Source organism: Dawidia cretensis (genome assembly GCF_018598175.1).
GTDB lineage: Bacteria > Bacteroidota > Bacteroidia > Cytophagales > Cyclobacteriaceae > Ohtaekwangia > Ohtaekwangia cretensis.
The window spans coordinates 87,880-110,876 of the sequence record NZ_JAHESE010000001.1 but is presented as its reverse complement, the minus strand read 5'-3'; the positions used below and the strand labels follow the sequence as shown (position 1 = coordinate 110,876).

Annotated in this window: 24 protein-coding genes; 12 read left to right on the top strand and 12 right to left on the bottom strand. The window is 49.6% G+C overall.

Annotated features, from left to right (window positions below; all coding sequences use genetic code 11):
* Positions 1-365 precede the first annotated feature (365 nt).
* Entirely contained in the window at positions 366-1,178 is an 813-nt protein-coding gene (yhdJ, locus tag KK062_RS00435; RefSeq protein ID WP_254082257.1) for an adenine-specific DNA-methyltransferase, read from the top strand.
* Between the two features lie 24 nt (positions 1,179-1,202).
* On the opposite strand, the gene KK062_RS00430 is transcribed toward yhdJ, so the two are convergent.
* The gene (locus KK062_RS00430; protein ID WP_254082256.1) at positions 1,203-2,177 is read right to left on the bottom strand and encodes a quinone oxidoreductase family protein; all 975 of its coding nucleotides are present in this window, start codon (positions 2,175-2,177) and stop codon (positions 1,203-1,205) included.
* A 264-nt stretch (positions 2,178-2,441) separates the two neighbouring features.
* On the opposite strand from KK062_RS00430, the gene KK062_RS00425 reads away from it, so the two are divergent.
* A complete protein-coding gene (locus tag KK062_RS00425) occupies positions 2,442-2,918 on the top strand; it encodes a hypothetical protein (RefSeq protein WP_254082255.1) in 477 nt (158 codons plus the stop codon).
* On the opposite strand, the gene KK062_RS00420 is transcribed toward KK062_RS00425, so the two are convergent.
* Both KK062_RS00420 and KK062_RS00415 read right to left on the bottom strand, forming a co-directional pair.
* On the bottom strand, positions 2,903-4,147 hold the full coding sequence (locus tag KK062_RS00420; RefSeq protein WP_254082254.1) for an adenylate/guanylate cyclase domain-containing protein: 1,245 nt from the start codon (positions 4,145-4,147) through the stop codon (positions 2,903-2,905). The two genes, KK062_RS00425 and KK062_RS00420, sit on opposite strands and share 16 nt — an antisense overlap.
* Before the next feature lie 15 nt (positions 4,148-4,162).
* Positions 4,163-5,725, bottom strand: a complete 1,563-nt coding sequence (locus KK062_RS00415; RefSeq protein ID WP_254082253.1) for a T9SS type A sorting domain-containing protein — start codon at positions 5,723-5,725, stop codon at positions 4,163-4,165.
* Between the two features lie 239 nt (positions 5,726-5,964).
* On the opposite strand from KK062_RS00415, the gene KK062_RS00410 reads away from it, so the two are divergent.
* The 3 genes from KK062_RS00410 (at position 5,965) to KK062_RS00400 (ending at position 7,565) form a co-directional block, all read left to right on the top strand.
* Positions 5,965-6,570: a short chain dehydrogenase gene (locus KK062_RS00410; protein WP_254082252.1), complete on the top strand. Its 606-nt coding sequence runs from the start codon at positions 5,965-5,967 to the stop codon at positions 6,568-6,570.
* 11 nt (positions 6,571-6,581) lie between these two features.
* Positions 6,582-6,800, top strand: coding sequence for a putative antibiotic biosynthesis monooxygenase (locus tag KK062_RS00405; protein ID WP_254082251.1), 219 nt, complete (start codon positions 6,582-6,584; stop codon positions 6,798-6,800).
* Between the two features lie 129 nt (positions 6,801-6,929).
* Complete coding sequence (locus tag KK062_RS00400; protein WP_254082250.1) at positions 6,930-7,565, top strand: hypothetical protein; 636 nt, start codon at positions 6,930-6,932, stop codon at positions 7,563-7,565.
* Between the two features lie 27 nt (positions 7,566-7,592).
* Here KK062_RS00400 and KK062_RS00395 read toward each other — a convergent pair whose 3' ends face one another.
* From KK062_RS00395 to KK062_RS00385, 3 genes are all read right to left on the bottom strand, one after another.
* A complete protein-coding gene (locus KK062_RS00395; RefSeq protein WP_254082249.1) occupies positions 7,593-8,462 on the bottom strand; it encodes a DUF808 family protein in 870 nt (289 codons plus the stop codon).
* A 220-nt stretch (positions 8,463-8,682) separates the two neighbouring features.
* Positions 8,683-9,042 (bottom strand): hypothetical protein, encoded by a 360-nt coding sequence (locus KK062_RS00390; protein WP_254082248.1) that lies wholly within the window; start codon positions 9,040-9,042, stop codon positions 8,683-8,685.
* A 28-nt stretch (positions 9,043-9,070) separates the two neighbouring features.
* Positions 9,071-9,994 (bottom strand): WD40/YVTN/BNR-like repeat-containing protein, encoded by a 924-nt coding sequence (locus KK062_RS00385; protein ID WP_254082247.1) that lies wholly within the window; start codon positions 9,992-9,994, stop codon positions 9,071-9,073.
* A gap of 161 nt (positions 9,995-10,155) precedes the next feature.
* On the opposite strand from KK062_RS00385, the gene KK062_RS00380 reads away from it, so the two are divergent.
* Both KK062_RS00380 and KK062_RS00375 read left to right on the top strand, forming a co-directional pair.
* Positions 10,156-12,573 carry an ABC transporter permease gene (locus tag KK062_RS00380; RefSeq protein ID WP_254082246.1) on the top strand — a complete coding sequence of 806 codons (2,418 nt, stop codon included), beginning with the start codon at positions 10,156-10,158 and terminating at the stop codon, positions 12,571-12,573.
* Between the two features lie 99 nt (positions 12,574-12,672).
* The gene (locus KK062_RS00375) at positions 12,673-13,050 is read left to right on the top strand and encodes a cupin domain-containing protein (RefSeq protein WP_254082245.1); all 378 of its coding nucleotides are present in this window, start codon (positions 12,673-12,675) and stop codon (positions 13,048-13,050) included.
* Positions 13,051-13,130: 80 nt separating this feature from the next.
* Here the strand turns inward: KK062_RS00375 and KK062_RS00370 are convergent, their stop codons facing one another.
* On the bottom strand, positions 13,131-13,784 hold the full coding sequence (locus tag KK062_RS00370; RefSeq protein ID WP_254082244.1) for a hypothetical protein: 654 nt from the start codon (positions 13,782-13,784) through the stop codon (positions 13,131-13,133).
* 119 nt (positions 13,785-13,903) lie between these two features.
* Between KK062_RS00370 and KK062_RS00365 the strand changes: the two genes are divergently transcribed.
* Together KK062_RS00365 and KK062_RS00360 are read left to right on the top strand one after the other, a co-directional pair.
* Entirely contained in the window at positions 13,904-15,187 is a 1,284-nt protein-coding gene (locus KK062_RS00365; RefSeq protein ID WP_254082243.1) for a hypothetical protein, read from the top strand.
* A gap of 93 nt (positions 15,188-15,280) precedes the next feature.
* Positions 15,281-16,099, top strand: coding sequence for a hypothetical protein (locus KK062_RS00360; RefSeq protein ID WP_254082242.1), 819 nt, complete (start codon positions 15,281-15,283; stop codon positions 16,097-16,099).
* On the opposite strand, the gene KK062_RS00355 is transcribed toward KK062_RS00360, so the two are convergent.
* The gene (locus KK062_RS00355; protein WP_254082241.1) at positions 16,088-16,921 is read right to left on the bottom strand and encodes a helix-turn-helix domain-containing protein; all 834 of its coding nucleotides are present in this window, start codon (positions 16,919-16,921) and stop codon (positions 16,088-16,090) included. The two genes, KK062_RS00360 and KK062_RS00355, sit on opposite strands and share 12 nt — an antisense overlap.
* Before the next feature lie 138 nt (positions 16,922-17,059).
* On the opposite strand from KK062_RS00355, the gene KK062_RS00350 reads away from it, so the two are divergent.
* Together KK062_RS00350 and KK062_RS00345 are read left to right on the top strand one after the other, a co-directional pair.
* A complete protein-coding gene (locus KK062_RS00350; RefSeq protein ID WP_254082240.1) occupies positions 17,060-18,190 on the top strand; it encodes an acyltransferase family protein in 1,131 nt (376 codons plus the stop codon).
* A gap of 6 nt (positions 18,191-18,196) precedes the next feature.
* On the top strand, positions 18,197-18,745 hold the full coding sequence (locus tag KK062_RS00345) for a cysteine hydrolase family protein (RefSeq protein ID WP_254082239.1): 549 nt from the start codon (positions 18,197-18,199) through the stop codon (positions 18,743-18,745).
* Positions 18,746-18,748: 3 nt separating this feature from the next.
* Here the strand turns inward: KK062_RS00345 and bla are convergent, their stop codons facing one another.
* On the bottom strand, positions 18,749-19,624 hold the full coding sequence (gene bla, locus KK062_RS00340; RefSeq protein ID WP_254082238.1) for a subclass B3 metallo-beta-lactamase: 876 nt from the start codon (positions 19,622-19,624) through the stop codon (positions 18,749-18,751).
* Between the two features lie 58 nt (positions 19,625-19,682).
* Between bla and KK062_RS00335 the strand changes: the two genes are divergently transcribed.
* The gene (locus tag KK062_RS00335) at positions 19,683-20,876 is read left to right on the top strand and encodes a winged helix-turn-helix domain-containing protein (RefSeq protein WP_254082237.1); all 1,194 of its coding nucleotides are present in this window, start codon (positions 19,683-19,685) and stop codon (positions 20,874-20,876) included.
* 9 nt (positions 20,877-20,885) lie between these two features.
* Here KK062_RS00335 and KK062_RS00330 read toward each other — a convergent pair whose 3' ends face one another.
* The 3 genes from KK062_RS00330 to KK062_RS00320 all read right to left on the bottom strand — a co-directional run bounded on the left by KK062_RS00330 (position 20,886) and on the right by KK062_RS00320 (position 22,935).
* Entirely contained in the window at positions 20,886-21,527 is a 642-nt protein-coding gene (locus KK062_RS00330; RefSeq protein WP_254082236.1) for an ankyrin repeat domain-containing protein, read from the bottom strand.
* Between the two features lie 187 nt (positions 21,528-21,714).
* Positions 21,715-21,987, bottom strand: coding sequence for a hypothetical protein (locus KK062_RS00325; protein ID WP_254082235.1), 273 nt, complete (start codon positions 21,985-21,987; stop codon positions 21,715-21,717).
* A 183-nt stretch (positions 21,988-22,170) separates the two neighbouring features.
* Positions 22,171-22,935 (bottom strand): SDR family NAD(P)-dependent oxidoreductase, encoded by a 765-nt coding sequence (locus tag KK062_RS00320; protein ID WP_254082234.1) that lies wholly within the window; start codon positions 22,933-22,935, stop codon positions 22,171-22,173.
* Positions 22,936-22,997 lie beyond the last annotated feature (62 nt).

Sequence of the window (22,997 nt, the reverse complement as noted above, 5' to 3'; positions counted from 1 at the left end):
GGAAAAGGCAACAGAAATGTTGCCTTTTTTGTTTTAGAATAGGTCTCTTTTTTCACATTTTTAAGTGAGGTTGTGTAGCATTTAAATATTCATTGCACTTATGAATAGCAGCGAAGTTATTATTTACCGAAGGATGGTGACATTAAAATCGATGTTCACCTGGACGACGGAGAGACTGTTTGGCTTACTCAGGCTCAAATGGCCGCACGCTTCAGTAAAAGGACAAAAGAACAATTTCGGAGCATATAGGGAATATTTTTCGGGAAGAGGAATTACGGGAGCCGACGGTAAGTCCTATGAAACCAACCACTACAGTCTGAACGCCGTTTGTAAATTACTTATAATTACTACACGAACTTTCTGTAATGGAAATACTGGGGAGTAATAGTCATAAAATAATCAAAGGGGATGCGTTGTTAGTCCTTGACTCGGCAGTGGATGATGAGTCTGTAGACTTGATCTTTGCCGATCCTCCTTATAATATCGGTAAAAACTTCAATGGATTAAAAGACAAGTGGAAGAATGATGACGAGTATGTCAGTTGGTGCTATACATGGTTGGAAATCTGTATTAGAAAATTGAAGCCAAACGGGAGTTTCTATGTAATGACATCGACTCAGTTTATGCCTTTTTTTGACATTTTTTTACGATCCAAAATGAAAATATTGTCAAGGATTGCGTGGCATTATGATAGTTCAGGCGTTCAGGCGAAAAACTACTTTGGGTCAATGTACGAGCCGATTTTGTTTTGCGTGAAAGATGACAAGAACTATACATTCAATTCAAAAGATATTTTAGTCGAGGCAAAAACCGGAGCGAAGAGAAAACTTATTGACTATCGCAAGAATCCTCCTCAGATTTATAAGTCTGAAAAAGTTCCTGGTAATGTTTGGGAATTTCCGAGGGTCAGGTATCGCATGGATGAATACGAGGAACATCCTACTCAAAAACCGACCGCCCTGCTTGACCGGATAATAAAGGCTAGCTCCAATGAGGGTGATTTGATTCTGGATCCATTTTCGGGGACATTTACCACTAGTTTTGTTGGTAAGACGCTAAACCGAAGGACTATAGGAATAGAGATGCAGGAAGGATATGTGAGGATCGGCCTTAGGCGATTAGGTTTGAGCGATGAATACAAAGGCGAAAAACTTGTGAAGAAAGTTCGCGCTCTTTGAAAACGAAGTTGAGCCTTGAATTTTTTATATGACGACTACTAATCTCTCTCCACTTGGCAGGTCCATGTCCCAAATCCGTTCAATGTCGCTGAGATCCATGCGCCTTGTAACCATTTTTAGTTTTTTCACTGCGGCTAGTTGAAACATCTCCGGAATAATTTCTGTGATCAGTTGCTTCATCTCATCCTTCGTCCAACTGCCCAACCCGGAGCCTGACAGCTGCAAATTAACGCTTCGCAAAATCTCAGAAGACAGCTGAATCGTATCACCCGCCATAGATCCTATCGAAACGAAGCGCGTTCGATGCGTAAAAGCACCGGTACCTTTTAATGTTTCGAGAATGAGCGCTGCAGTGTGTCCCCACAAATAATCCACAACAATGTCAATAGGCGTATGCTGATGTATGTCTTTTAGCCCTTTCACGAACGCTTCATCGTTGACCGTTAGCAGACATTGGTCTGCCCCGAGTTCTTTCAAGGATTGTAACGCTTGCTCATTTCTTCCGGTCACAATAATCTTTCCCGCGCCATAAATCCGGGCAATCTGTACTGCCATCTGGCCGGTAACGCCGGTGGCGCCATTGATCAGCACCGTTTCGCCAACCTTCATGTTTGCGCTAAATCGCAGCGCCATAGCGGACCCCGCAACGGCATTCGGAAGAGCTGCTGCCGTGGCATCATCGATACCATCGGGCAGCTTTATCATTTTACTTTTGTCAATGACTACCTTTTCTGCCAGCATGCCCGTTATGCCGAGCGCATAAACTCGTGTTCCGTCTGCCAGTAACCCTACACCGTCGCTACCAGGCACAATGGCTTGTTCTTTAGCGTCTTTCGTAGAATAATGTTCTCCACTCGCGCGTGACTTGTCCACGTTCTTAATGGCCACGGCCTTTACAAAGAGGGTATCTTGTTCGTTGCGATTGGTAATAGTAGGCTCCGGAAAATCTTCGGTGTATTGGGGGCTTCCGCCTTTTTGAAAAATTACGGCTGCTTTCATAGTGGTAGTAGCTTTAGTTGTAAATAATATTCTGATTACAACACAAAACTACAGCCGTACCAGGCGCCCCCGCGATAACATTTGTTAACAAATCACTTCTTTGCCAATTTACTTTTAATGCGGCTCAGATGAACCGTTGTAACTCCCAGATAAGTTTCGACTTAAAAGGTAATTTTTTCGTCTTTTAGACAAGTGTAGTAACTTGCCGCCATTTCTGCGAAGTCTGTATTCGAGGCTGCGCACCGTGAATTTAACCAGAATAATATGCTTTTGTTTTTAATGGGCATTGGAATGGATGCCCCAACGATTGCCGTGATCTTGTTTTTGTTAGTCCTTTTCGGATTTCTCGCCTTTTATACATCCCGAATGATCTTTCGGAAAGTGCTGAAAGATGCATCGAACGAAAGGATTAACAAGCTTTCCCGCATATCGGCGATCATCTTGTCGCCCATACTGCTCATTGGTGTTGTCACGCTGTTGATATATGTTATGATTTTGATGACTCCCGAGCTGTCGCCGGAAGAGGAGGCTATTCAATATTATGAGACGATCGAGGAGGACATTCAGGAAGATCTGAAAGTAGGAATGTCCAAAATAGATGTACTCGAAATGTTGGGAGACAACGACACAACGCAATCCGTCATGGTCTACGACTTGTCACTACCCGAAGAAAAGGGAAAATACCTGTTGGAAATCCATTTTGACAATGGACGCCTTTCCAGTTTTCAACGAAAGGAATAGGCAACCCGTTGCTTGTGGCTGATCGTAAACAACGCTATTTTTTCATCACGGCCCCGCAGCGCGCTTTCTCCCAACGACTGGGCCTTAAACCTTCCTGAAAGATCGAGGCGGTTCACGAGCGTCCCGGAAATCAAGATGTCAACATTATAGCTATTGCAAAGCGATTGTATACGCGCCGTGGCGTTCAGAACGTCGCCGGTAAAAATGATATCCTTCTTGACAACGCCTATTTCTCCCGTGGTTACTTTGCCGAAGTGAAGACCCGCTTTAAATGTCGGGACCACTCCGAACTTTTTCAGGTACTCTTCTTTTTGATGTTCAAGCGCCGACTGCATAGCATAAAAGCACTGAACACAGTGGGCATCTTTCAATCCCTTCCTCATGCGCCACGAAATGACAACTTCATCGCCGACATACTGATAAATCTCGCCTTCATGGCGCAGGATGGGGTCCGACAAGTCGGAAAAATAGGCCTTCAGCATGTCGAAATATTTCAGGTGTCCTATTTTCTCAGCGATCGTTGTCGATGACTTCATGTCTACAAACATAAATATCCTTTCTTCCTCCCGTGGCGTATGATATCTGCCTGTTAAAAAATTAAGGAGCACTGCCTGACCAAGATTTTCACTTACTTCCAGATAAAATAAGGATATAACGATGATCGCCGCGATGTAAGCCTCGACACTCCAGAACGCATAATGGGAAACGAAGAGCTTGACATGGTGTAACACCCGTGCATCGAGAATATGAGTGTCAAGAACCGTGGCATTATAGATGGTCGTGATGATGAGCAGGATCAAAACGATAATAGCCAGGTAAAGCAGCGTTTTGAACGCGATCTTCCTGGCCAGACTCATGCTGCTAAACAATCCATGCAGATACAGGGCCTCGATAGTGCCAAACGCCAGCCCGAGCAGGGTCGCCGATAACAGCGTGGCGAAAATAGTGGCTTCGAACTGATAGGGATTTCCCGTACTTGGGTAATATGTTAGATTCCCGAGAAGTCCTTTTTCAAGAAAGCTATATACGACACCCGCAATGCCCCAGATCACACCAAAAGAAATAATCTGAAATACATTGTGTCGAAATTTGTAGGATAGCATAAATACTGCGAGTAAACCCACTGAAATGTAGGCATGAAAACCCAGTTTTGAAATATGCGCTAAACACATCTTCATGAACATCGTGGAGCTCATAAGTAAAAGCATGAAGCTCATTACAAGCTCCATGCCTTTCTCATTGTATTACTTTTTAAGTAGCCGTTCAGTTTTTGTTACACCGTCTACTTCCAGGTGAATCAAGTACACACCTTCCTTCAAATGCGACAGGTTGATGGCTTCACCCGAGCCTACGGCCTTGGTGGGGACCACCTTGTGACCTTGCTCATCGGTAATGGTAAGCGTGGCCTGCTTGCCATCAAAGTTTATCACAACCTTGTCAGTCGACGGGTTGGGGTATATGGCGCTGGTAACAGCAGGCTTGGCCGTTGCAGCGGTAGCCGTTCCTTTTTCAAAGAATTCCAACTCTGCCAGCTGAAGGAGAGAGCCGCTGTTGTTGGTGAAAGTCAGACGATAGTAGCGGTACGCGGTACTGTTCGTGAATGTAAACACACGCTTCTGATAACGATAAGGAAAGTCTTCACCACTGCGTGTATCCAGATTTGTCCACGTCGTGCCGTTTGTGCTGCCTTGCAGCGTCCAGCTGAGTGGATCGCGCTCAACGGCATCGTTGGCCGAGGTGATACTGTAACGGTCCACGACATAGTTGGTCGTGGCTTGATATTGTACCCACGCTGCGTTGTGGAACGTCAGGTACTTGGTCGTATGGCTGTTGTCAATGAGGTTGCCAACGCTTTCCGCCGCCGGTGAATCGCTATACTGGGCGCTCACGCTTCCACCCAGGTTGGTAATATCATTGCCGTTGTTGACTGTATTCGAGTAAGGGAACGGGAATTGATATTGAGCTTGAATGAATTGAGCTTCCCACTCGGCAGGCCATCCAAAAGCAAGCGTAGCCTGTGCTTTCAGGTTCGCATTGGCGGCACCACTCCAGAAATGCACGAACTCGCCCCAGTTCATGTCGCGCGCATAATTGTTACCATTCTTAGGGAAGTGCTGTGCCAGCAGCACAAAGTAATTGTTCAATAGCGCGGTACCACCATGGTTGGCATAGATGGGATAGAACCAATCGCGGAACCAGAAAGTGTTATTCCTCGGAAAGTTGTCGCTATTATTGATCATCAGGTTGTACCAGCGGGTTACATCGCCTGTACGTCCCAGTCCCACATAAACATCATAGTTAAAGATCTCAGCCCACTTGCTATCACCCCATAGCGGACGGTGCGGCGAACCATGAATGCCTTTAGAAGCGCCTTCCACGATGTGGGCCACTTCATGTGTAGTTAAATCCAGATCGTTGCCGGCGCCGCTTGTCCAGGGGCCAGGACCGCAGTCTGTCACGTTTCGATTGTCGTGCCCGGCGTCGAAGTACGTGGAAGGATGTCCACCGCTGTAGCGGCCGGTGTGAAAGATGGCGTACAGGCGGTTTTCAGTACCGTAGTTTCCATAAACGCTTTTAGTGTAGCGCCATACGTCACCCATATACTGGAAGGGCCACGTAACACTGGAGCTTACGTTGTTATCGTAATACACAGCCAGGTCGTTGTCATAATAGACACGGTTCAAAACCTGGTTGTGTTCAAACCAATGCTCCTGCCAGGTGGCGGGAGGGGTCTGAGCATGAGCGGTGACGCACAACAGCACAACGGCTGTTATCAATGCGAATCTGTTGGTTAAAGTTCTCTTCATATTAGTTGAGTTTAAAGTATGGCCGATCGGGGGCATCGGCAACGGAGGGAAGGTAACAAACCACTCATGCAACGAACGGTATCAGTTATTGAACGGCACGGTCTAATTATTGTGCGGTATAATATTTAACCCAGGTAATGACTGGAGATTTGGGCATTTGTCCCATTCAATTTAATTTTTGTCCTACACGGCTACGCATGTGGAGAAGTAGTTTTGCATACGAATCAATATTCAACAGCATGAAAGCAAAAAAGAAAATCGTTATCGTAGGCGCTACAGGGACGATGGGCAAATACCTGGCCGGTGCCTTTGAAAAAGAGCACGAAGTCATCCGGGTTGGTACAAAAGGGGGAGACTTTCAGGTAGACATCACCTCGACAGAATCTATCGGAACCTTATTCAAAAATACCGGCTCGTTCGACGCGCTGATTTGTACAGCAGGCCCCACGTATGTTGGTCCCTGGAAAAACATGAGCGATAAAGAATTCCGCAAGGGACTGGAAGGCAAACTGATGGGCCAAATCAATTTGGTGTTGATCGGCCAACATCATATCAATCCAAAAGGATCATTCACACTCATCACAGGAGCATTAACACATGAGCCCGTCATGAACTTCGCCAACGCTTCCGCCGCTAACGGCGCAGTAGAAGCCTTCGTACGCGCCGCTGCCATTGAACTGAAAAATGGCGTTCGCATCAACGCCGTAAGCCCAACGGTAATCGAGGACTCATCACAATACTTCCCCTTCTTCCAGGATATCCCCGTCACCATGAAACAACTGGAGTATGGTTTTCGCAAGAGTGTCTTTGGAGCAAATACCGGCCAGGTAATCAAGCCCTACTAGGATAACGCCGGATGAAGACAAAAATGAAATGGATGATGACCCTGAAGATCTGGGTCGTCATCTTCCCATCCATAACCTTGTTCCTCTCAATGTTCGGTCCGGCGCTGTCAGCGCTGCCGTTATACCAGCGAACATTCCTACTGACTGTCGTATTAGTGCCATGGATGGTCTTCGTTGGCTTGCCTGTCATAGACGCCGTGATTCACCGGATCTTCAAAAGGAACGCTTGACCGGAACATTGGTCCGGCTGGTCCGATGTACGCTGGAAGGAGGATTATACAGTCGCCTTTCTGTTTTGTCCTTCAAAAACGCTTTCTGAATTGTCAGGAGAAATTTACCTTTGGAGTTAAGCGCTGAGTATGATAGACTATTTTCAGAAAGCAACAAACTATGCTATAAAGAAGTTTGGCAACGAGTTCGCTGTAGATCGGCGTAGTATTGTTGATGGTGAAGATTTTTTCAGCTTTGTATGCCATACAAAAGCATTTCTGGACACAGGCGACTTTTCCAAAATGACCGTTGGTCGAGGGTACACGTTTATAGTAAAGCGGGACAATAAAATTGTTTCGTTTGGAAGTGGGTTGTCATTTGAACACGCCCGGACAACATTGGAAAAATGGTTGGCGACAGAAGTTAGAATAAAAAAACATAAGCCTGAATTTGACCCAGAAAAAAAGTATGGCATTCAGATCACGCGTATCAACAAACGTTGGGTAATAGTTGATAAGCTCTTAAAGTTCGAAGTTTCCTACACCGTTCCCGAGATTGTAGGAGATTCGATTTTTAGAATTCCCCAAAAATATAATAGTAAGCTTCTTGAAAAAAGATTGGCCGAACTTCCCGCTACGTTTTGTGGCATTAAAGACAGGCTTTCTTTGATTGATGAATTACTGGCAGCGGATGCCTGCGATTTTAATCTGGTGGAACACCAGGAGAAAAGCTTCGCTAAATATACAGCCAGGGCTACTGAAGAGGATTTGATACCTGTTTGGTAATAACGGCTAGGTTATTGATCGGGTCCGTTAATCCCGTTTCAGCAACGCGAATATCTTCTTCCCACCGCTCACAACGGCGACTACGACGAGCCCCGCAGCGAGTCCCAATATAAACTCTTTAATGGTCGTCGGCATCTCCGGAAAAAGATGATGGAGATAATCAATGTTATGGGCAAAAATCCCACCGGAAACTAAAATCAAGGCGATGGTGCCAATGAAACCTATAAACTTAATGATGATCGGGAGCGACTTAACCATTAGATGGCCGAGTTGTGATACAATACCTTTGTCGGAAGAATGTTTAATGAGCTTGTAACCGATATCATCCATCCGAACAATAAGTGCCACGAGGCCATAGACGCCTACTGTTGCTAAAATTGCAACAATGCAAACTATAATGATTTGCATGCTTAAGCTCTTATCCAGGACAGATCCCAACGCAATAATGACAATCTCAACGGAGAGGATAAAATCGGTCGTGATAGCAGATTTAATTTTTACTTTTTCCAAAGAGCTGTTGTTTTCATCATGCTCTTCTATTACTTCATGACCCGCCTTTGAACGGTGAAAAAGATATTCAATAATCTTCTCTACTCCTTCATACGCCAGGTAGAGCCCTCCTAACACCAGGCTGACGATAATAGCGGTCGGAAAAAAAGCATTTAACAATAAAGCAATGGGGACAATAATAACCTTATTGATAAAAGAGCCTTTTGTAATCGCCCACAGCACGGGCAGCTCACGTGAAGCCAGAAACCCCGTTGCCTTCTCGGCATTGACGGCCAGGTCGTCGCCCAATATCCCGGCCGTTTTGCGCGTGGCCACCTTGCTTGCAACAGCAACGTCGTCCATCAACGCCGCTAAATCATCCAGAATAGAAAAAAAACCTGAAGCCATAGTGCTATCGTTCCAAACGGCAGCAAAGATAAAATTTAAATTCGATTCCGTGCCTTCAAATCCACGTCGTGGATACGTGGTTTTCTCTCCACAATTAATCTACAAAAAACAATTTTCGTTGTTTTATTTGCAGCGGCACAACACTTTCAGACATGAAATTGGCACTGGTCAGATAGATGCTTTTACGAGTAGAGTCTTTCAGGGCAACGCTGCATGCATGCTATTTCTTCATCTGCTCCTTTGCACGTACTGCCGACACGATTGCCACAGTAAGGATGATCATAGCCACCAGGAACACCCCCCGGAAAAAAAGGAACGAGACCAAGCCTAGAATAACGGCGAAGGCTGCTCTGATCAACGCCATGTTGTAGCTCGTTTCTGCCTGCTCGTGCACTTCTCGTTTCTGTTCGAGCATGACATCCATGGCTACCTGTCTGGCCAGGTTCGCCGGTACACCTTGTTTCTCAAGACGGGCATAAATAGTTTCGGCATCCAGGCCGGAACTTTTTAGTCGTAGCGCGGTCAGGTAGGCTTGCTTCCTGATTTCCTCTGCTGTTAACACTTCTTTTGATTCATTCATGCGCCCATAATGTTGTAAAGGTAAAGCTTCACCGCGACCACTGAGAGCTTCCAGCAACAATGGTGTTCCCGCTGACAACCAGCTCTAGAACCGGAAAATCCTTGGGAAGGCCTTGATTGGAAAGTGCCCAGCCCAATAAGCCGTGTTTTATATAAACACCATCCCATTGACCTGCCAGCAACGTATTGTCTTTTTCAATCACCTGAAATGTATATTTCGGAGGCATGCCAGCTTGATCACTTTTCCACGAAGCACCTTTGTCATCGGAAATAAAAAGCTCACTATACGTAAGCGCATAAATGTTTTTGCGATCCACGCCGAGATTGTGCAGGGAACGGCCCGGCATGATCTGTTTCCAATCCTGTCCGCCTTTGCTTTTTTTAAATAAGCCCCGATTGGTGCCGGCATAAAGGTCACCGTCCAATGCCCGCATGCCATTTACCTGTAATCCGTTTTCCTCATGCTCAGGAATCCACTGATTGGTGGATTCCTGAAGGACGTATAACCCGCCGTTGGTTCCGGCGTAAACCTTTTGTTCGAGATAGGTAAGTTTACGGATCGTCAGGTTTTTTAAACCGCGATTAAAAGACGCCCAGGTTTTGCCCCCGTCTGATGAGATGAACAGCCCGTTGTTTTTGGTGCCCACCAAGATTTTGCTCTGATGAAAGCAAAGCGCGTCAATTTCATCGGTTGTTGGAATAGTTGCCAGAGTAGACCATTCGCTTTTTGCAAAATTGAAGAGAAAGATGCCGTGCTGTTTTGTCGTTAAGCCCAGGAGCCCCGGGGCGACGGCTATATCCGATAAAAAAATATTGTCGGGAAGCCCGGCGCTGGTATTCTCCCAGGTCTGCCCGTTATCGGTGGAGAAATATACAATTCCCTTTGCTGGCTCCAGAAGTACTTCCGGACAGAAGCTCAAGGTAATCCAGATAAAAGATAACAACATCGTCATAAGTTTAGCGAAAGATAATAAGATGCAGTATACTGTGTAATGTCCGCCGGCGGACAAAAACGCCCATCCGCGACCAGGCAACACTTCTATTGGTACAAAACAACGTTATTTTGCGCATGGCACTATTTTAGCAATAACTCAGAACGCATCACCCCACCGCCATGTTATTCAACTATCTCCGCATAGCATACCGCACCCTTCTCAAGAACCGGATCTTCACGATTATCAATATCACCGGCCTGGCCCTGGGCATGGCAGCATTTCTTTTCATCGTACAATACATCCGCTTCGAACGGAGCTATGAAGACTTTCACAAAAACGCCGACAACATCTTCCGCGTGACCGTGGATTTTTATAATGGTGAGCAATACGACATGACAGATTGTGAATCGTATGCACCCCTGGGTCCGATGCTGAAAGAAAAAATGCCCGAGGTAATAGACTTCGTCAGACTATACGGCATGGACGGGTCTATCAACATACGGGTGGGATCCCAAAACTTTCTGGAGACAAAACTATATTGGGCCGACCCCTCCGTACTAACCGTGTTTAGCTATCCGTTGTTGCACGGCGACGCCGCCACCGCCCTTACCGCCCCCTTTGAAGTTATAGTGACCGAATCCGTGGCGAAAAAATACTTCGGTCGTACGGATGTCATCGACGAGCTGATCGAAGTCGACAATAACCCCTACCGCGTCAAAGCCGTCATGGCCGACCCGCCGCCCAATACGCACATAAAGTTTACATTCTTACTCTCCCGGCTGTCGTTAAAGACACTAAAGCCTTGGTACCCCGATGACAAATGGAATAATAACAACGAATATACGTATATACTGACCACCCCGGGTACAGACCTTCAGCAGCTGAATAAGAAACTCCATGCCCTGACAGAGACCGAGCTCAAAGGCAAGTTAGAGCAGGAATACTTCGTAGCCGAACCGATTAAAGACATCCATCTCTATTCCAACAAAGCATACGAGCCCGAGCCTCCGGGGAATATCAAAGCAGTATATTACCTCAGCTTCATCGCCGTGTTCCTCATCGTCATTGCCTGGGTGAACTATTTAAACCTGTCAACGGCCCGCGCCATGGAACGCGCGCGCGAAGTAGGCGTACGCAAAGTGATGGGGTCGCTCAAAGTGCAGCTCGTGTTTCAATTCTTATGGGAATCTATCCTCGTAAACGTACTGGCCGGTGCTATAGCACTGACGTTGCTACAGGTCGCATTCCCCTTGTTTCAGAATATCTCCGGGCAACCGGCGCCGCTCATCATGCTGCACGATCGTTCTTTCTGGTTATTATTCATCGGTTTGCTGACTGCCGGGTCATTACTGTCGGGTGTCTACCCGGCCTTTGTGCTCGCATCGTTTAGCCCAACCACGGTGTTGAAAGGAAAGTTCCAATCTTCTACACACGGACAGCTACTGCGCAAGGGCCTCGTGATCTTCCAGTTTAGCGCCACCGTTGTATTGATCATCAGCATGTGCACCGTCTACCTGCAAGTACGATTCCTGCAGCACTACGACCTGGGGATGAACATCAACCAAACCCTCGTGCTCACGGGCAAACAGGTGTCGTTACCCGACTCCATTGCCCGCCGCGCCAGTCAGACGCTCAAGACAGAGCTTATGAAGAACCCCGATATACAATCGGTCTACCGGGCGGCATCGCTCCCGGGCGTGAACATCCAGGAACTCAGCACCACACACATGCTTCGCCTGGGGCAGTCGTCCGAGAACGGTGGCGGGTACTTATACTCCTACATCGCTATCGATGCCGATTTTATACCGTCTCTTAATATGACCTTGCTGGCAGGACGCAACTTTGAAAACGGCGTTCCCAATCACGATCAGATAATCGTCAACGAAGAAGCCGCCAAAGCACTTGGATTCGCTAGTCCGGAACAGGCGGTCGGTACTAAAGTTACCTTCCGCACACGCCACAATGCCGAAGGCTCAACGATCATAGGCGTGCTTAAAAATTTCTATTTCCGGTCTCCCAAGGAACAGCACCTGCCCATGCTGTTCAACTATGGCGAGGCAGCCGACTATTTCGCCGTACAGCTCACAACTTCCGACATGAAAAAGACAGTCGCATCGGTGGAAGACGTATGGCGTAAAGTATATCCTAACACCGTATTCGATTATTTCTTCCTGAACGAACGCTACGACAACCAATACCGCGCCGATACAAACCTTCTCCAGGTCATGACCGCATTCTCCGGGTTGATCGTTTTCATTGCGTGCCTCGGCCTGTTCGGACTTTCATCGTACACCATCCTGCAGCGCAAAAAAGAGATCGGTATTCGCAAGGTCCTGGGCGCCTCGGTCAGTACGGTGGTCAGCTTGCTTTCGCGTGACTTTATGAAAACCGTGATCGTGGCCGCGCTCATCGCCGTGCCCGTCGCCTATCTCCTCATGCAGCAATGGTTGGCCGACTACGCCGTGCGCATCACGCTCCATGCAGGAATATTTTTGTTTGCCGTCGCCTTTGTATTGCTGTTGGCGCTGCTTACAGTGAGCGTCCAGACGATTAAATCAGCCATGGCAAATCCCACAGACTCGCTCAAGCAAGAGTGAGTTCCGGCGCCTCCCCCGCCATAAAGATTACCGCCTAACAATAGCATTTCTGAAGTTCGTACGCTAACATAGTGCCTGCATAACGAACCCGTACGAACCATGGAAAAGAAAATAGAGGCCATAAACATCATGCAAAAGTTCTCCTTGTTTGAAAAACAATGGACACCACACATCATTGGCGAGCTGAACGGCCAATATGTGAAACTCTGCAAACTGAAAGATGACTTTGTATGGCATAGCCACGAAAATGAGGACGAGCTATTTATGGTGTTTAAAGGCACCTTGCTGATGGACTTCCGCGACGGCCGCACAGTCGAGGTAAAAGAAGGCGAGATATTGATTGTCCCTAAAGGAGTCGAACATCGCCCGCATACCAACGGCGAACTGGTTTTTAACCTGCTCTTTGAACCAAAAGAAACATTACACACCGGCAACGTAGAAAGCGAAAAGACCGTGAAGCAATTAGATTGGATCTAACGCGGGATAGCACCATCCGAATACAAAAAAGAGGTTGCGGCACACAACCTCTTTTTTGTTCTTACACAACGACGTCAGCTCTACTGGCGTGTAATCTTAAGGTTGGCGAACATACCCGAAACACCGTCGTTCCACAAGCCGATGCGACCGGTCTTGCGGGTATTTAGTTTTTTGACTACCAGCGATGGCGTGGTGGCATTGTCGACATATACTTTCACGTCGGTACCCCCTACATCAATCCTGGCGTGGAACCAATCCGTAGCGACAGGCGCCGGCGTCACAGCCTTTTCATAGAGGCCGTTCTGCTCCTCGCGCAGCCGGTGCCAGGTATAGTCGGGGTGGCTTACATACTGTACCGCGTGAATCTTCCGCACGGGATCTTCCGCGCGGAAGTTAAAGGGCCGGAAGTACACCAGGTCATACGTCGTTGTGTCGACGCCGTGGAATGCAACACCGATGAAGCTCATCTGAAAGACATCATAACCCTTTAAGTCGACCTCAATAGTCCCTGTCGAAAACTCTTCGCCCGTGATCCAGGCCACACCCGTCAGGCTAATGCCTTGCTTCTGGTTTCGGGCGTCCGTTATCGGATACGGGTTTGGCAAATACACCTGAAACTTCCGTTCTTTGAGTAACTGCTGCAGATCGTACGTCCTGGCTTGTTGCGCAACGACCGGTAAAGCGAGGGCTAGCAACGTTAAAAGCAGGAGTGAGGATTTTACGTTTGTGTTCATAGTGACGATGGTTGAAAGATTTTCTAGTACAACGCAAAAATGGCGTTCACACCGGCCATCAACCCGGCCACAGAGCGTCCATTTACCGGTCATATGTCGTTTATTGTTGATGTTACCCCATGGCGGCCGATAAAGACTATATGGAACATTACCGCGCACAGGTGCAAGCCCGCCTGTGGAGTGATCCGCACACCCGGCCGCGCCAACGCGAGCTCGAACAGCTGGCCGACCAAATTGAACAACGCTCCGGCATACGCCTCAGCCTCTCCACACTCAAACGCCTGTGGCGCGACGACGTCACACAGGTACCGCACCCCTCCACGCTCAACGCCCTTGTTTCGGTACTGGGCCACACCAGCTGGGCCGACTTTAAACAGGCCACCGTCCTGACGCCCGAACTACAGACAACGTCAATACCCCCAACGAAACCCGTCCGTCGGATCGCCAGCGCCTGGTGGTGGGCCGCTGCCGCCTCTGCTGCGCTCGTTACCTTGCTGGTATTATTACAAGCCACTAACCGTACCGCAAGCCCGCGCCCGCTCGTCTTGCCGGCCGACATTCCCTTCCAGGCCGACAAGACGGTCACCGTTGGTGTACCCAACACCGTTCAGTTCCGGTACGACGTCAGCCATATCACCGCCGACAGCTTCTTCATTCAACAGTCGTGGGACCCACGCGACAAAGAAGCGATCGACCCCGCCAGCCATTATCGTTCCTCCGTATATTACCTGCCCGGCTTCCACCGCGCCAAGCTCATCGTAAACGACTCGATCGTACGCAAAGTCCGCATCCACATCAAAACTAACGGCTGGCTGCCCGTGGCGGACTATGCCGACAATAGCCGCGAGCCCTTTTACTTAGACAAGATAACCGAACCGGGCACCGGCGACCTGCACATCACCGAAGCGCAACTGGCCGCCGCGGGTGTAGACATCTCCAAACGCTTTCAATTGCGCTACTACAACATCCGCGACTTCGAGCATATCACTAGTGACAGTTTCACGCTGCAAGCACGTCTGAGACTTGACAGCCTGCAAAATATACCGTGCCCCAGGGCGCAGGTAACGATCGTAACCGAAGAAGATATATTCTACTTACAGCTCACCACGCCAGGCTGTGTAGGCAAATTATACCTGGGCATGGGAGAGACGAGGCAAGGCGCCGAAAACCATGACCTCTCCGCGTTGGGATGCAATCTATACGACTGGCAGACTGTACAGGTACACAATAAGGAAAAACAGGTCACCATATCCTTAAATCATCAACCCGTTCATACAGTATCGTATAAAAAAGACTTTGGTAAAATAGTAGGAATAGTCTTTAACTTCATCAGCCCCGGGGCAATCGATGACGTGATTCTAAAGAATGGGCAGGGGGATGTAATATACGAGACGGCGTTCTAGGGGTTCAGCGCCCATAAACCGTCATTCGGGTAGTATTGTTTGTTCTTTCATTTCGAAATCAAAAGCTTTACAAACATAACCCCATCCTTACCTATGGAAAAGCTAACAAAAGCAGGAAACATCGCCTTTGGTCTTGCCATGGCGTGTGTCGGCATACATCAACTCTTCTACGGCAAGTTTTGCGTTATGATTGTACCGGACTGGCCCGTACAAAGCCCGGCGTATACCTTCCTGGCGTACGTCGGAAGTATACTACTCGCCGGAGCAGGCCTGGCGATAGCATTCAACTGGTACGCGCGGGTTGTGTCCTTACTCCTGGGAGGATGCCTGTTGATGTTGCTCGTCGCGAGCTATATACCCTTTGAGTTTCTACACAACCCATATTATCATCACATCGCCACGTGGGCCAATGCTTTTAAAGAACTGGCCTTTGCAGGCGGAGCTTTTGTAGTCGCCGGCACCTATAAGACGGACGACCCGTATCGATCATCGTTGCTACGCCTGTTAGAAAAACTTATACCCGCCGGCCATTGGTTCTTCTCCATCACCATGATCATCTTTGGCTGTATACACTTTCTATACCTGGAATTTGTGCAGAAGCTCGTACCCGCGTGGATGCCCTACCCACAATTCTGGACAGCCTTTACCGGTGCATGCCTCATTGGCTCCGGCCTTAGCATCGTGACGCGCATTCAAACCCGCCTCGTAGCAAACTTGCTTGCACTCATGATTTTGCTTTGGTTCTTTATGATACACATCCCGCGTGCCATTGCCACACCCTTCGAAGCCGACGGCAACGAGGTCACATCTGCATTATCAGCATTAGCCTTTTGTGGCACCGCCGTCGTCATCGCCAACGCAGCCGCACGCCGTCGTGAGCAGGTAACAAAGCATTCCGCTTTAACAAATTGACCACTTACCCTCCTCGGCCAGGACCAGGTTAAGAGCCGAAGCATTGGTCGTAAACGCATGCGGCGTCAGGCCCGTAAAAAGCTTGAAGTCCTTGATGAAATGAGACTGATCGAAATACCCTGAATCGTAGGCGATACTCGTAAGATCCTGTTCATTCGAGTGAATCAGGTTCAGGCTATAGTTGAAGCGGTTTATTTTACATAACAGTTTCGGCTGCAAACCGGTATATTCGGAAAACAGCATCGCCAGGTAACGCGGAGAGATATTGTTGCGAGATGAAATGGCCGCAATGCGCTCGGTGCTGAAATTATACTTCAGACTATTGACGATCTCACCCACAAACTTCAGCTTTGCTTGCCGCCGGGTCGACACCTGCAATCGGGCCAGCAGATATTGTTCCAGCAACGTGATGCGCGTACGCAGATCGGAAATGTCCAGCAACCTGGTGTGCAGCGTGCGAAGCGTGGGGCCAAACAGATCGACCGCGTCGATCGTTTCATTGTTCAGGGCCTTCATGCTCTCCTCAAAAAAATAGGCAAGCGAGTGCGGATAGAACCGTATGCCTAACATGGTGTTGGCGCCGCTCGACTTGATGGCCAGTGGCTTGGTAATCTGCCCCCAAAGCTCTACGGAAGCCGTGGTATAGAATTCGTTGTTCTTTTGGAATTGCCAGTGGCCATTGCCGAGGTTGAAAATCACCTCCGTATTGCCGCTGGGGTATACCGTGTCGCTAAAAGCATCAATCGGCCCCGATTCGTAGAAGTAGAAACACTTCACGAAGGGCTTCAGCGTAGGGCTCGGCTTGATCTCCTGGAATACCATCGTTGTAAAAAAGAATCGTCTCTAAAGATACGTAATTCTTGTAAAACCGGTTTTCAGGCCGGTTACGGGCACAAAGAAACGACCTGACACGCTCCGGCGATTGTAAAAAACGGAAAAACGTTTGTATTTTAATCTTTCATGACTACTGCAACCCTGGCGAACAAGCCCCATTATCTCATCCTCGATGGCCTTCGTGGCGTGGCGGCTATCATCGTCGTAGCGTTTCACGTGCTGGAAGCCCATTCCACCAGTCACCTCGACCTGATGATCAACCATGGCTACCTGGCCGTGGACTTCTTTTTTCTGCTCTCCGGTTTTGTCATTGGCTATGCCTATGATGATCGTTGGGGGAAGATCACCATCGGCGAGTTCTTCAAACGCCGCCTCATACGTCTGCAGCCCATGGTGGTTATGGGCATGCTTGTCGGCGCAGCGTTCTTTTATTTTCAGGACTCCGTCATATTTCCCAACATCCATTCCGTCTCTATTGCACGGTTGCTGTTGATCATGCTCATTGGCTTTACCGTACTCCCCGTGCCGCCCTCCATGGACATACGAGGCTGGGTAGAAATGCATCCGCTGAACGGACCGGCGTGGTCGCTCTTCTTTGAATACGTCGGCAACATCCTCTACGCCATCGGTGTTCGAAAACTCCCGAACTGGGCGCTGGCGATCCTGGTAACACTAGCTGCCGCGGCACTTATACACCTTACTACCCGGGGCGCTACCGGCGATGTGATTGGCGGCTGGTCGCTCGAGCCTTCTCAGTTTTACATCGGGTGCGTACGCCTGATCTTCCCGTTCTTTGCCGGTCTCCTGTTGTCTCGCATAGCCAAACTCACGTATATCAAAAACGCATTCTTCTGGTGCAGCCTGCTGCTGATCATCGTTCTCAGCACACCGCGCATCGGCGATGCCGACCACCTGTGGATGAACGGCCTCTACGAATCCGTCAGTATCATCGTGCTCTTCCCGCTCATCGTCTACCTGGGCGCCAGCGGCGACGTAAAAGGCAAATACGCCGGCCGCCTCTGCAAGTTCCTCGGCGACATCTCGTATCCCATCTACATCACACACTATCCCATCATCTATACCTACTTCGGCTGGGTATACGATAATAAATACAAGCTGGAGGACGTATGGCCGGTCGGCTTGCTCGCCTTTGCTTCCAGCATAGCCCTGTCATATCTTTATTTAAAACTATACGACGAACCCGTACGGGCCTGGCTGACGAGAAAATTATTGTTGAAGCCTGCCAACACGAACTGACAGACCATGGGAGAAAAAGCATTACTGATTATCGACATGCAAAAGGGCGCTTACATGGAGGCGCCTTGCTTCGACGCGGAGGGAGTACTGATGCGCATCAATCAATTGGGAGAGATCTTCCGACAGGCCGGCTGGCCGGTCTTTCTCATTCAACACAACGGCACAAAGACAAATGAATTTATACCCCACACACCCGCATGGGAGTTTCTGGATGAATTGGTCGTCTCGCCGACCGACATCGTCATGAGCAAGCAGGCCCACGACGCATTCTATGAAACGACGTTAGAGGAAGAGCTTACCCGGCGCGGCGTTCGAGAACTGTACATTACCGGCAGCGCCACAGACTTCTGCGTGGAGTCGACTGTTCAATCAGCTTTATCGAAAGACTACCAGATAGTGGTCGTTAAAGACGGCCATACCATGAGCGACCGCCCCCACCTTTCCGCCAAAGCAATCATCGAGCATTACAATTGGATCTGGGAGCTATTGATTCCCACGCGCGGCTGCATTACAGTGCAACCCTTCGAAGTGCTTAAGGCCTCGCTTAGCCAGTAGCTATCATTTTTCTTCTTTTAAGCGCCGGTCATAATCTTGTTTTGCCCTATTAATAGAAGCTTCAAACAAAGGACGGTCGGCAAACACCTCAGGTTTGTACGGATCGCCCGGCTTGCGTTTATCGTGTAAATCAAATTGGCTGGCATGGGCCGCCACCCAAAGATCAAACGGCTGCTTCTTTAATACCTCGAATGTGTGGCGATAATCCTGGCCCACTTGCGGATAGGCAGCCATACCTTTCAGGCGCGTCTGCGGTAGGATAGTCGGTATATTTACAATCAATACTTTCCAGGCGCGCTTGTCGTCGCGAGTATCCAACAGAAAGCTGGTCGACCCCTTGGTATGCCCCGGGTGGTGCAGCACCCGCAGCGTTGTCGTACCAAGACGGATCGTGTCACCATCGTGCAGTAACCGGTCGGCCTGTAAGCCCACAAACGTCGGGCCGTTGCCACCCATTATAAAGTCCGAGTTGCCGCCATCGGCCAGTACCGTGGCGTCGGCTTCCTCTACCATCATGCGCGCGCCCGTAATCTTTTTGATCTCCGCCATGCCGGCCACGTGGTCGTAGTGCGCCTGGTTTGTCAGCAAGATTTTGACATCGCTAAAGTTAAAGCCCAGCGACTCGACGTTTTTGCGGATCATCGGTACCGACTCCGCCAGTCCGGTGTTGATAAGAAAGTGCCCCTTCGGCGTGGTGATCAGGTAAGACGCCAGGTCATACGTGCCCACGTAATACAAGTTACCGGCGATGCGAAACGGCTCATAGGGTTTTGACCAGGCAGAGTCGTTCCAGGGCAGCGGTGCAAGCTGTTGTGCGGTAGAAGAAAAAACGACAGCCAGCAGGCACACCGTCAGGCAGAGGCGAAGGGATGTAAACATGATCATGGATTTCGCTCTAAAGATTATAAAAAATCTTTATACTTTTAATTTTTACTCCATGGATCGTATCATCCTCACACCCGAACAAGCTCGCAAGATCATTCTGCACGCCGCAGGACTGTGGAAGCGTGCGCCCTTTGGCAAAGGCAAAGAGGCCGTATACAAATTCATCGACCACCTCGGCTTTCTTCAGATCGACAGCAACTGCGTCGTAGAGCGCGCCCATCACCACGTCATCGCCACCCGCGTGCCGGACTACCAACCCGAGTGGATCGACTCCCTGCAAGCCGACGGCCGGGTATATGAATTCTGGACCTTTGCCACGGGCTACATGCCCATGCACGCCTATCGCTACTCGCTGCCCGTACACGCCGCGTTTGACGGTAAATACGAAGTGGCACCCGCCGAAACAACACTCCAGCGCAAGATCCTCGACCGCATCGGACGCGAAGGCCCGCTCATGGCCCGCGACTTTGAAAACGACCGCACCACCAAAAGCACTGGCTGGTGGGACTGGCGCCCCTCCAAGCGCGCCCTCGAACACCTGCACCTCAGCGGTAAGCTGATCACACTACGCAAAAAAGATTTTCAGAAGGTATACGACCTGCCCGAGAATGTACTGCCTGCCGACCTCGACCTCACACCCCCGACCGACGACGAGTTCACGCACCATGCCATCCACCGCGCGCTCAAAGCCCTCGGCGTCGCCTCGCTAAAAGATATAGCCTACACGTGCCGGTTTGTAAAGATGCCGTGGAAGACCGCCCTACAGCAGTTAGTTGACACGGGGAAGGTATGCGCCGTCGACGTCACCGGACTGAAAGGTGGGCCGTACTACATGCTACCCGAATACCGGAAAAAATCCATCACCTTGTCCGGCGATGTTTTTATCCTCTCGCCGTTCGATATCCTGAACGTGCTGCGCCACCGCCTGCGCGATTTCTTTGAATTTGACTACCAGGTGGAATGTTTTGTGCCCGCGGCAAAACGTAAGTATGGCTACTTCTCATTGCCGATCCTGATCGGCGACAAGTTTGTAGCACGCATGGACTCGAAGGCTGACCGGAAGAAACGTACATTGCAGGTTAACAACCTGCACTTCGAATCCCTCAAACAAACAAAGACCATGATCGCCGAAATAGGCGAAGCCATTCAGGAGTTTGCCAAATTCAACCAATGCGAAGCCATCGTGCTGCAGAAATGCAACGACAAGGCTGTGCTCAAAACCCTCCGCCAGCAGTTTTCGGAGTAAGAGAAAAACTTATTGCAATAACGCTTTCAGCTCGGCATCGCTGTCGTCCAGGAATTGGGTGATATGTTTACCCTCATTATTATAGGTATTCTTTTCAGCCCCGGCTGCCAGGAGCATACGTATACAATCCACCTGGTTCCGTCGATTCCGGCCGCCGAGGTATTTATAGCCATGCACCGCCCAAAGCAAGGGCGTGCTGGTATGGTCGATACAGCGAAGGTGTATATCGGCCCCCGCGCGGATCAGCCGGTTGACAAGTTTCGGCAAGCCAGTCCATGCCGCCCAATGGAGTGCCGTAGCACCCCCACCGCCAACGTGGTGAATATTGGCACCCCGGATGGCATACAAAATCCCCGTCTGCTCCGCCAACAGACTCGCAGCCGTCATGAGCGGAGTATCCTTGCGCGCAATCAGTCCGAACCCGTCAATGTTGGCGCCGTGGTCCAGGAAGATCGACGCCAGCTTCACGGCATCGCCGTCGGAATACGTGCCCGTAAAAACGCCGTCGCAGATCCGGTGTAACGGATGTGCCAGAGCCCGGTTCTCTTCGTCAAAAGGAAGCCCTTCGTTGGCCGCCGCCGGATGTTCCGAAAGCGCCCGCCGTAACCCGTCGTAGTCCAGTGAATTCATCAACATCCTGATTGCTGCCATAGGCGGAAGATATCACTAATTCCGCGCCTGTCGAAGTAACCCGACGCACATGTGACATAATCCCTGTTCTTTGTGACGAACAGAATGTGGAGAGGAAAAAAGCAGCCGCCCGGCAGGGGGCGGCTGCTTACATTAGCTTCCAAAACGGGCTATCAGATGGCGTGATAGTCCCAAAATGGGGGGCATCTTAAAGCTCATCTACACGTTGCAGGCTATCCACCTTGGGTTTGATCTCCACCAGGATGGCGGCCGCCCGGCCATAGTTCGGATCTTCCTGCCGGACTTTCGTCAGACTGGTATAGGCTGCTTCGTAGTTCTTTTTGTTATAGTTTTCCACGCCATAGCGGAAGTGATCGATCGGAAACAATATGCTGAGGACAACAATGAAAACAGTAAAGCCAACAAAGCCCAGCAAAGTCCTTTTGCTGAAGAGGCTCTTTTCCTTCTCGGGGGTAGACATGGTTTAGTAGGTATAGTATTGCACAATCACAAACGCATTTTTCATGCCAAAGAAACGAGGTAAGATCTCAGCTTGCTAAAATTCCGATTTATACAACGCAAGAAGAATAGCCACATACTACCAAAACAATAAACCCCGCAACGGACCTGCCGTGCGGGGTTTCTTATTATTATAGTAAGATTATTACAGGTTCATCCCACCGGATACCTCCAGGCGCTGCGCGGTGATCCACCGAGCCTGCTCCGTACACAGAAATGCTACCACACCACCGATATCATCCGGTAAACCTACACGTCCGAGTGCCGTCTTTTCAGCCAGGTGTTTATTCAGGTGAGCGTTGTCACGCACCACACCCCCGCCAAAGTCCGTTTCAATGGCACCCGGTGCCACCGTGTTGACGGTGATGCCCCGCGCGCCCAGTTCCTTCGCCTGGTACCGCGTCAGCACTTCAATGCCTCCCTTCATCGCCGCATAGGCAGCATACCCCGGCTCGGAGAACCGTGCCAGGCCACTCGAGATATTGATCACGCGTCCGCCGTTGTTCAGAATCGGCAACGCATGTTGTGTCAGAAAGAACGGCGCCTTGAAATGAACGTTAAAGAGCTCGTCAAACTGCGCCTCCGTGGTGTCGGCAAATGTAGCATACACGCCCATGCCGGCGTTGTTCACCAGGAAGTCGAAGGCCTCCGCCTGAAATGTACTCTTCAATGTCGCCTTCAGCTGACCGAAGAACGGCTCGAAGTTTTTGCTGTCGGCAACGTTCAGCTGCAGTGCTGCCGCCTTCACCTTCAGCCCCTGCAGTTCTGTCACGACTGCGTCGGCTTCCTTTTGCGCTGTATTATAGGTAATGATTACATCAATTCCGTTTTCGGCCAGGTTCAGCGCCATGTCTTTTCCCAGCCCGCGGCTCCCACCCGTGACCAGGGCAATCTTGTTCTTAGATTCCATCGTTGTGTTGTGATTAATTGTAGCACAAAGATGGTGGGCCTGGCGCCCACAGCATTTGCGAG

Excerpts from the sequence above, each read along its gene's own strand:
- KK062_RS00400 (WP_254082250.1), top strand. The coding sequence starts at position 6,930 with ATGATAGACTATTTTCAGAAAGCAACAAACTATGCTATAAAGAAGTTT.
- KK062_RS00405 (WP_254082251.1), top strand. The coding sequence starts at position 6,582 with ATGAAGACAAAAATGAAATGGATGATGACCCTGAAGATCTGGGTCGTC.
- KK062_RS00415 (WP_254082253.1), bottom strand. The coding sequence starts at position 5,725 with ATGAAGAGAACTTTAACCAACAGATTCGCATTGATAACAGCCGTTGTG.
- KK062_RS00325 (WP_254082235.1), bottom strand. The coding sequence starts at position 21,987 with ATGTCTACCCCCGAGAAGGAAAAGAGCCTCTTCAGCAAAAGGACTTTG.
- KK062_RS00395 (WP_254082249.1), bottom strand. The coding sequence starts at position 8,462 with ATGGCTTCAGGTTTTTTTTCTATTCTGGATGATTTAGCGGCGTTGATG.
- KK062_RS00380 (WP_254082246.1), top strand. The coding sequence starts at position 10,156 with ATGTTATTCAACTATCTCCGCATAGCATACCGCACCCTTCTCAAGAAC.
- KK062_RS00430 (WP_254082256.1), bottom strand. The coding sequence starts at position 2,177 with ATGAAAGCAGCCGTAATTTTTCAAAAAGGCGGAAGCCCCCAATACACC.
- KK062_RS00410 (WP_254082252.1), top strand. The coding sequence starts at position 5,965 with ATGAAAGCAAAAAAGAAAATCGTTATCGTAGGCGCTACAGGGACGATG.
- KK062_RS00425 (WP_254082255.1), top strand. The coding sequence starts at position 2,442 with ATGCTTTTGTTTTTAATGGGCATTGGAATGGATGCCCCAACGATTGCC.
- KK062_RS00350 (WP_254082240.1), top strand. The coding sequence starts at position 17,060 with ATGACTACTGCAACCCTGGCGAACAAGCCCCATTATCTCATCCTCGAT.
- yhdJ (WP_254082257.1), top strand. The coding sequence starts at position 366 with ATGGAAATACTGGGGAGTAATAGTCATAAAATAATCAAAGGGGATGCG.
- KK062_RS00375 (WP_254082245.1), top strand. The coding sequence starts at position 12,673 with ATGGAAAAGAAAATAGAGGCCATAAACATCATGCAAAAGTTCTCCTTG.
- KK062_RS00345 (WP_254082239.1), top strand. The coding sequence starts at position 18,197 with ATGGGAGAAAAAGCATTACTGATTATCGACATGCAAAAGGGCGCTTAC.
- KK062_RS00360 (WP_254082242.1), top strand. The coding sequence starts at position 15,281 with ATGGAAAAGCTAACAAAAGCAGGAAACATCGCCTTTGGTCTTGCCATG.
- KK062_RS00370 (WP_254082244.1), bottom strand. The coding sequence starts at position 13,784 with ATGAACACAAACGTAAAATCCTCACTCCTGCTTTTAACGTTGCTAGCC.
- KK062_RS00355 (WP_254082241.1), bottom strand. The coding sequence starts at position 16,921 with ATGGTATTCCAGGAGATCAAGCCGAGCCCTACGCTGAAGCCCTTCGTG.
- KK062_RS00385 (WP_254082247.1), bottom strand. The coding sequence starts at position 9,994 with ATGACGATGTTGTTATCTTTTATCTGGATTACCTTGAGCTTCTGTCCG.
- KK062_RS00335 (WP_254082237.1), top strand. The coding sequence starts at position 19,683 with ATGGATCGTATCATCCTCACACCCGAACAAGCTCGCAAGATCATTCTG.
- KK062_RS00320 (WP_254082234.1), bottom strand. The coding sequence starts at position 22,935 with ATGGAATCTAAGAACAAGATTGCCCTGGTCACGGGTGGGAGCCGCGGG.
- KK062_RS00330 (WP_254082236.1), bottom strand. The coding sequence starts at position 21,527 with ATGGCAGCAATCAGGATGTTGATGAATTCACTGGACTACGACGGGTTA.
- KK062_RS00420 (WP_254082254.1), bottom strand. The coding sequence starts at position 4,147 with ATGGAGCTTGTAATGAGCTTCATGCTTTTACTTATGAGCTCCACGATG.
- KK062_RS00390 (WP_254082248.1), bottom strand. The coding sequence starts at position 9,042 with ATGAATGAATCAAAAGAAGTGTTAACAGCAGAGGAAATCAGGAAGCAA.
- bla (WP_254082238.1), bottom strand. The coding sequence starts at position 19,624 with ATGTTTACATCCCTTCGCCTCTGCCTGACGGTGTGCCTGCTGGCTGTC.
- KK062_RS00365 (WP_254082243.1), top strand. The coding sequence starts at position 13,904 with ATGGCGGCCGATAAAGACTATATGGAACATTACCGCGCACAGGTGCAA.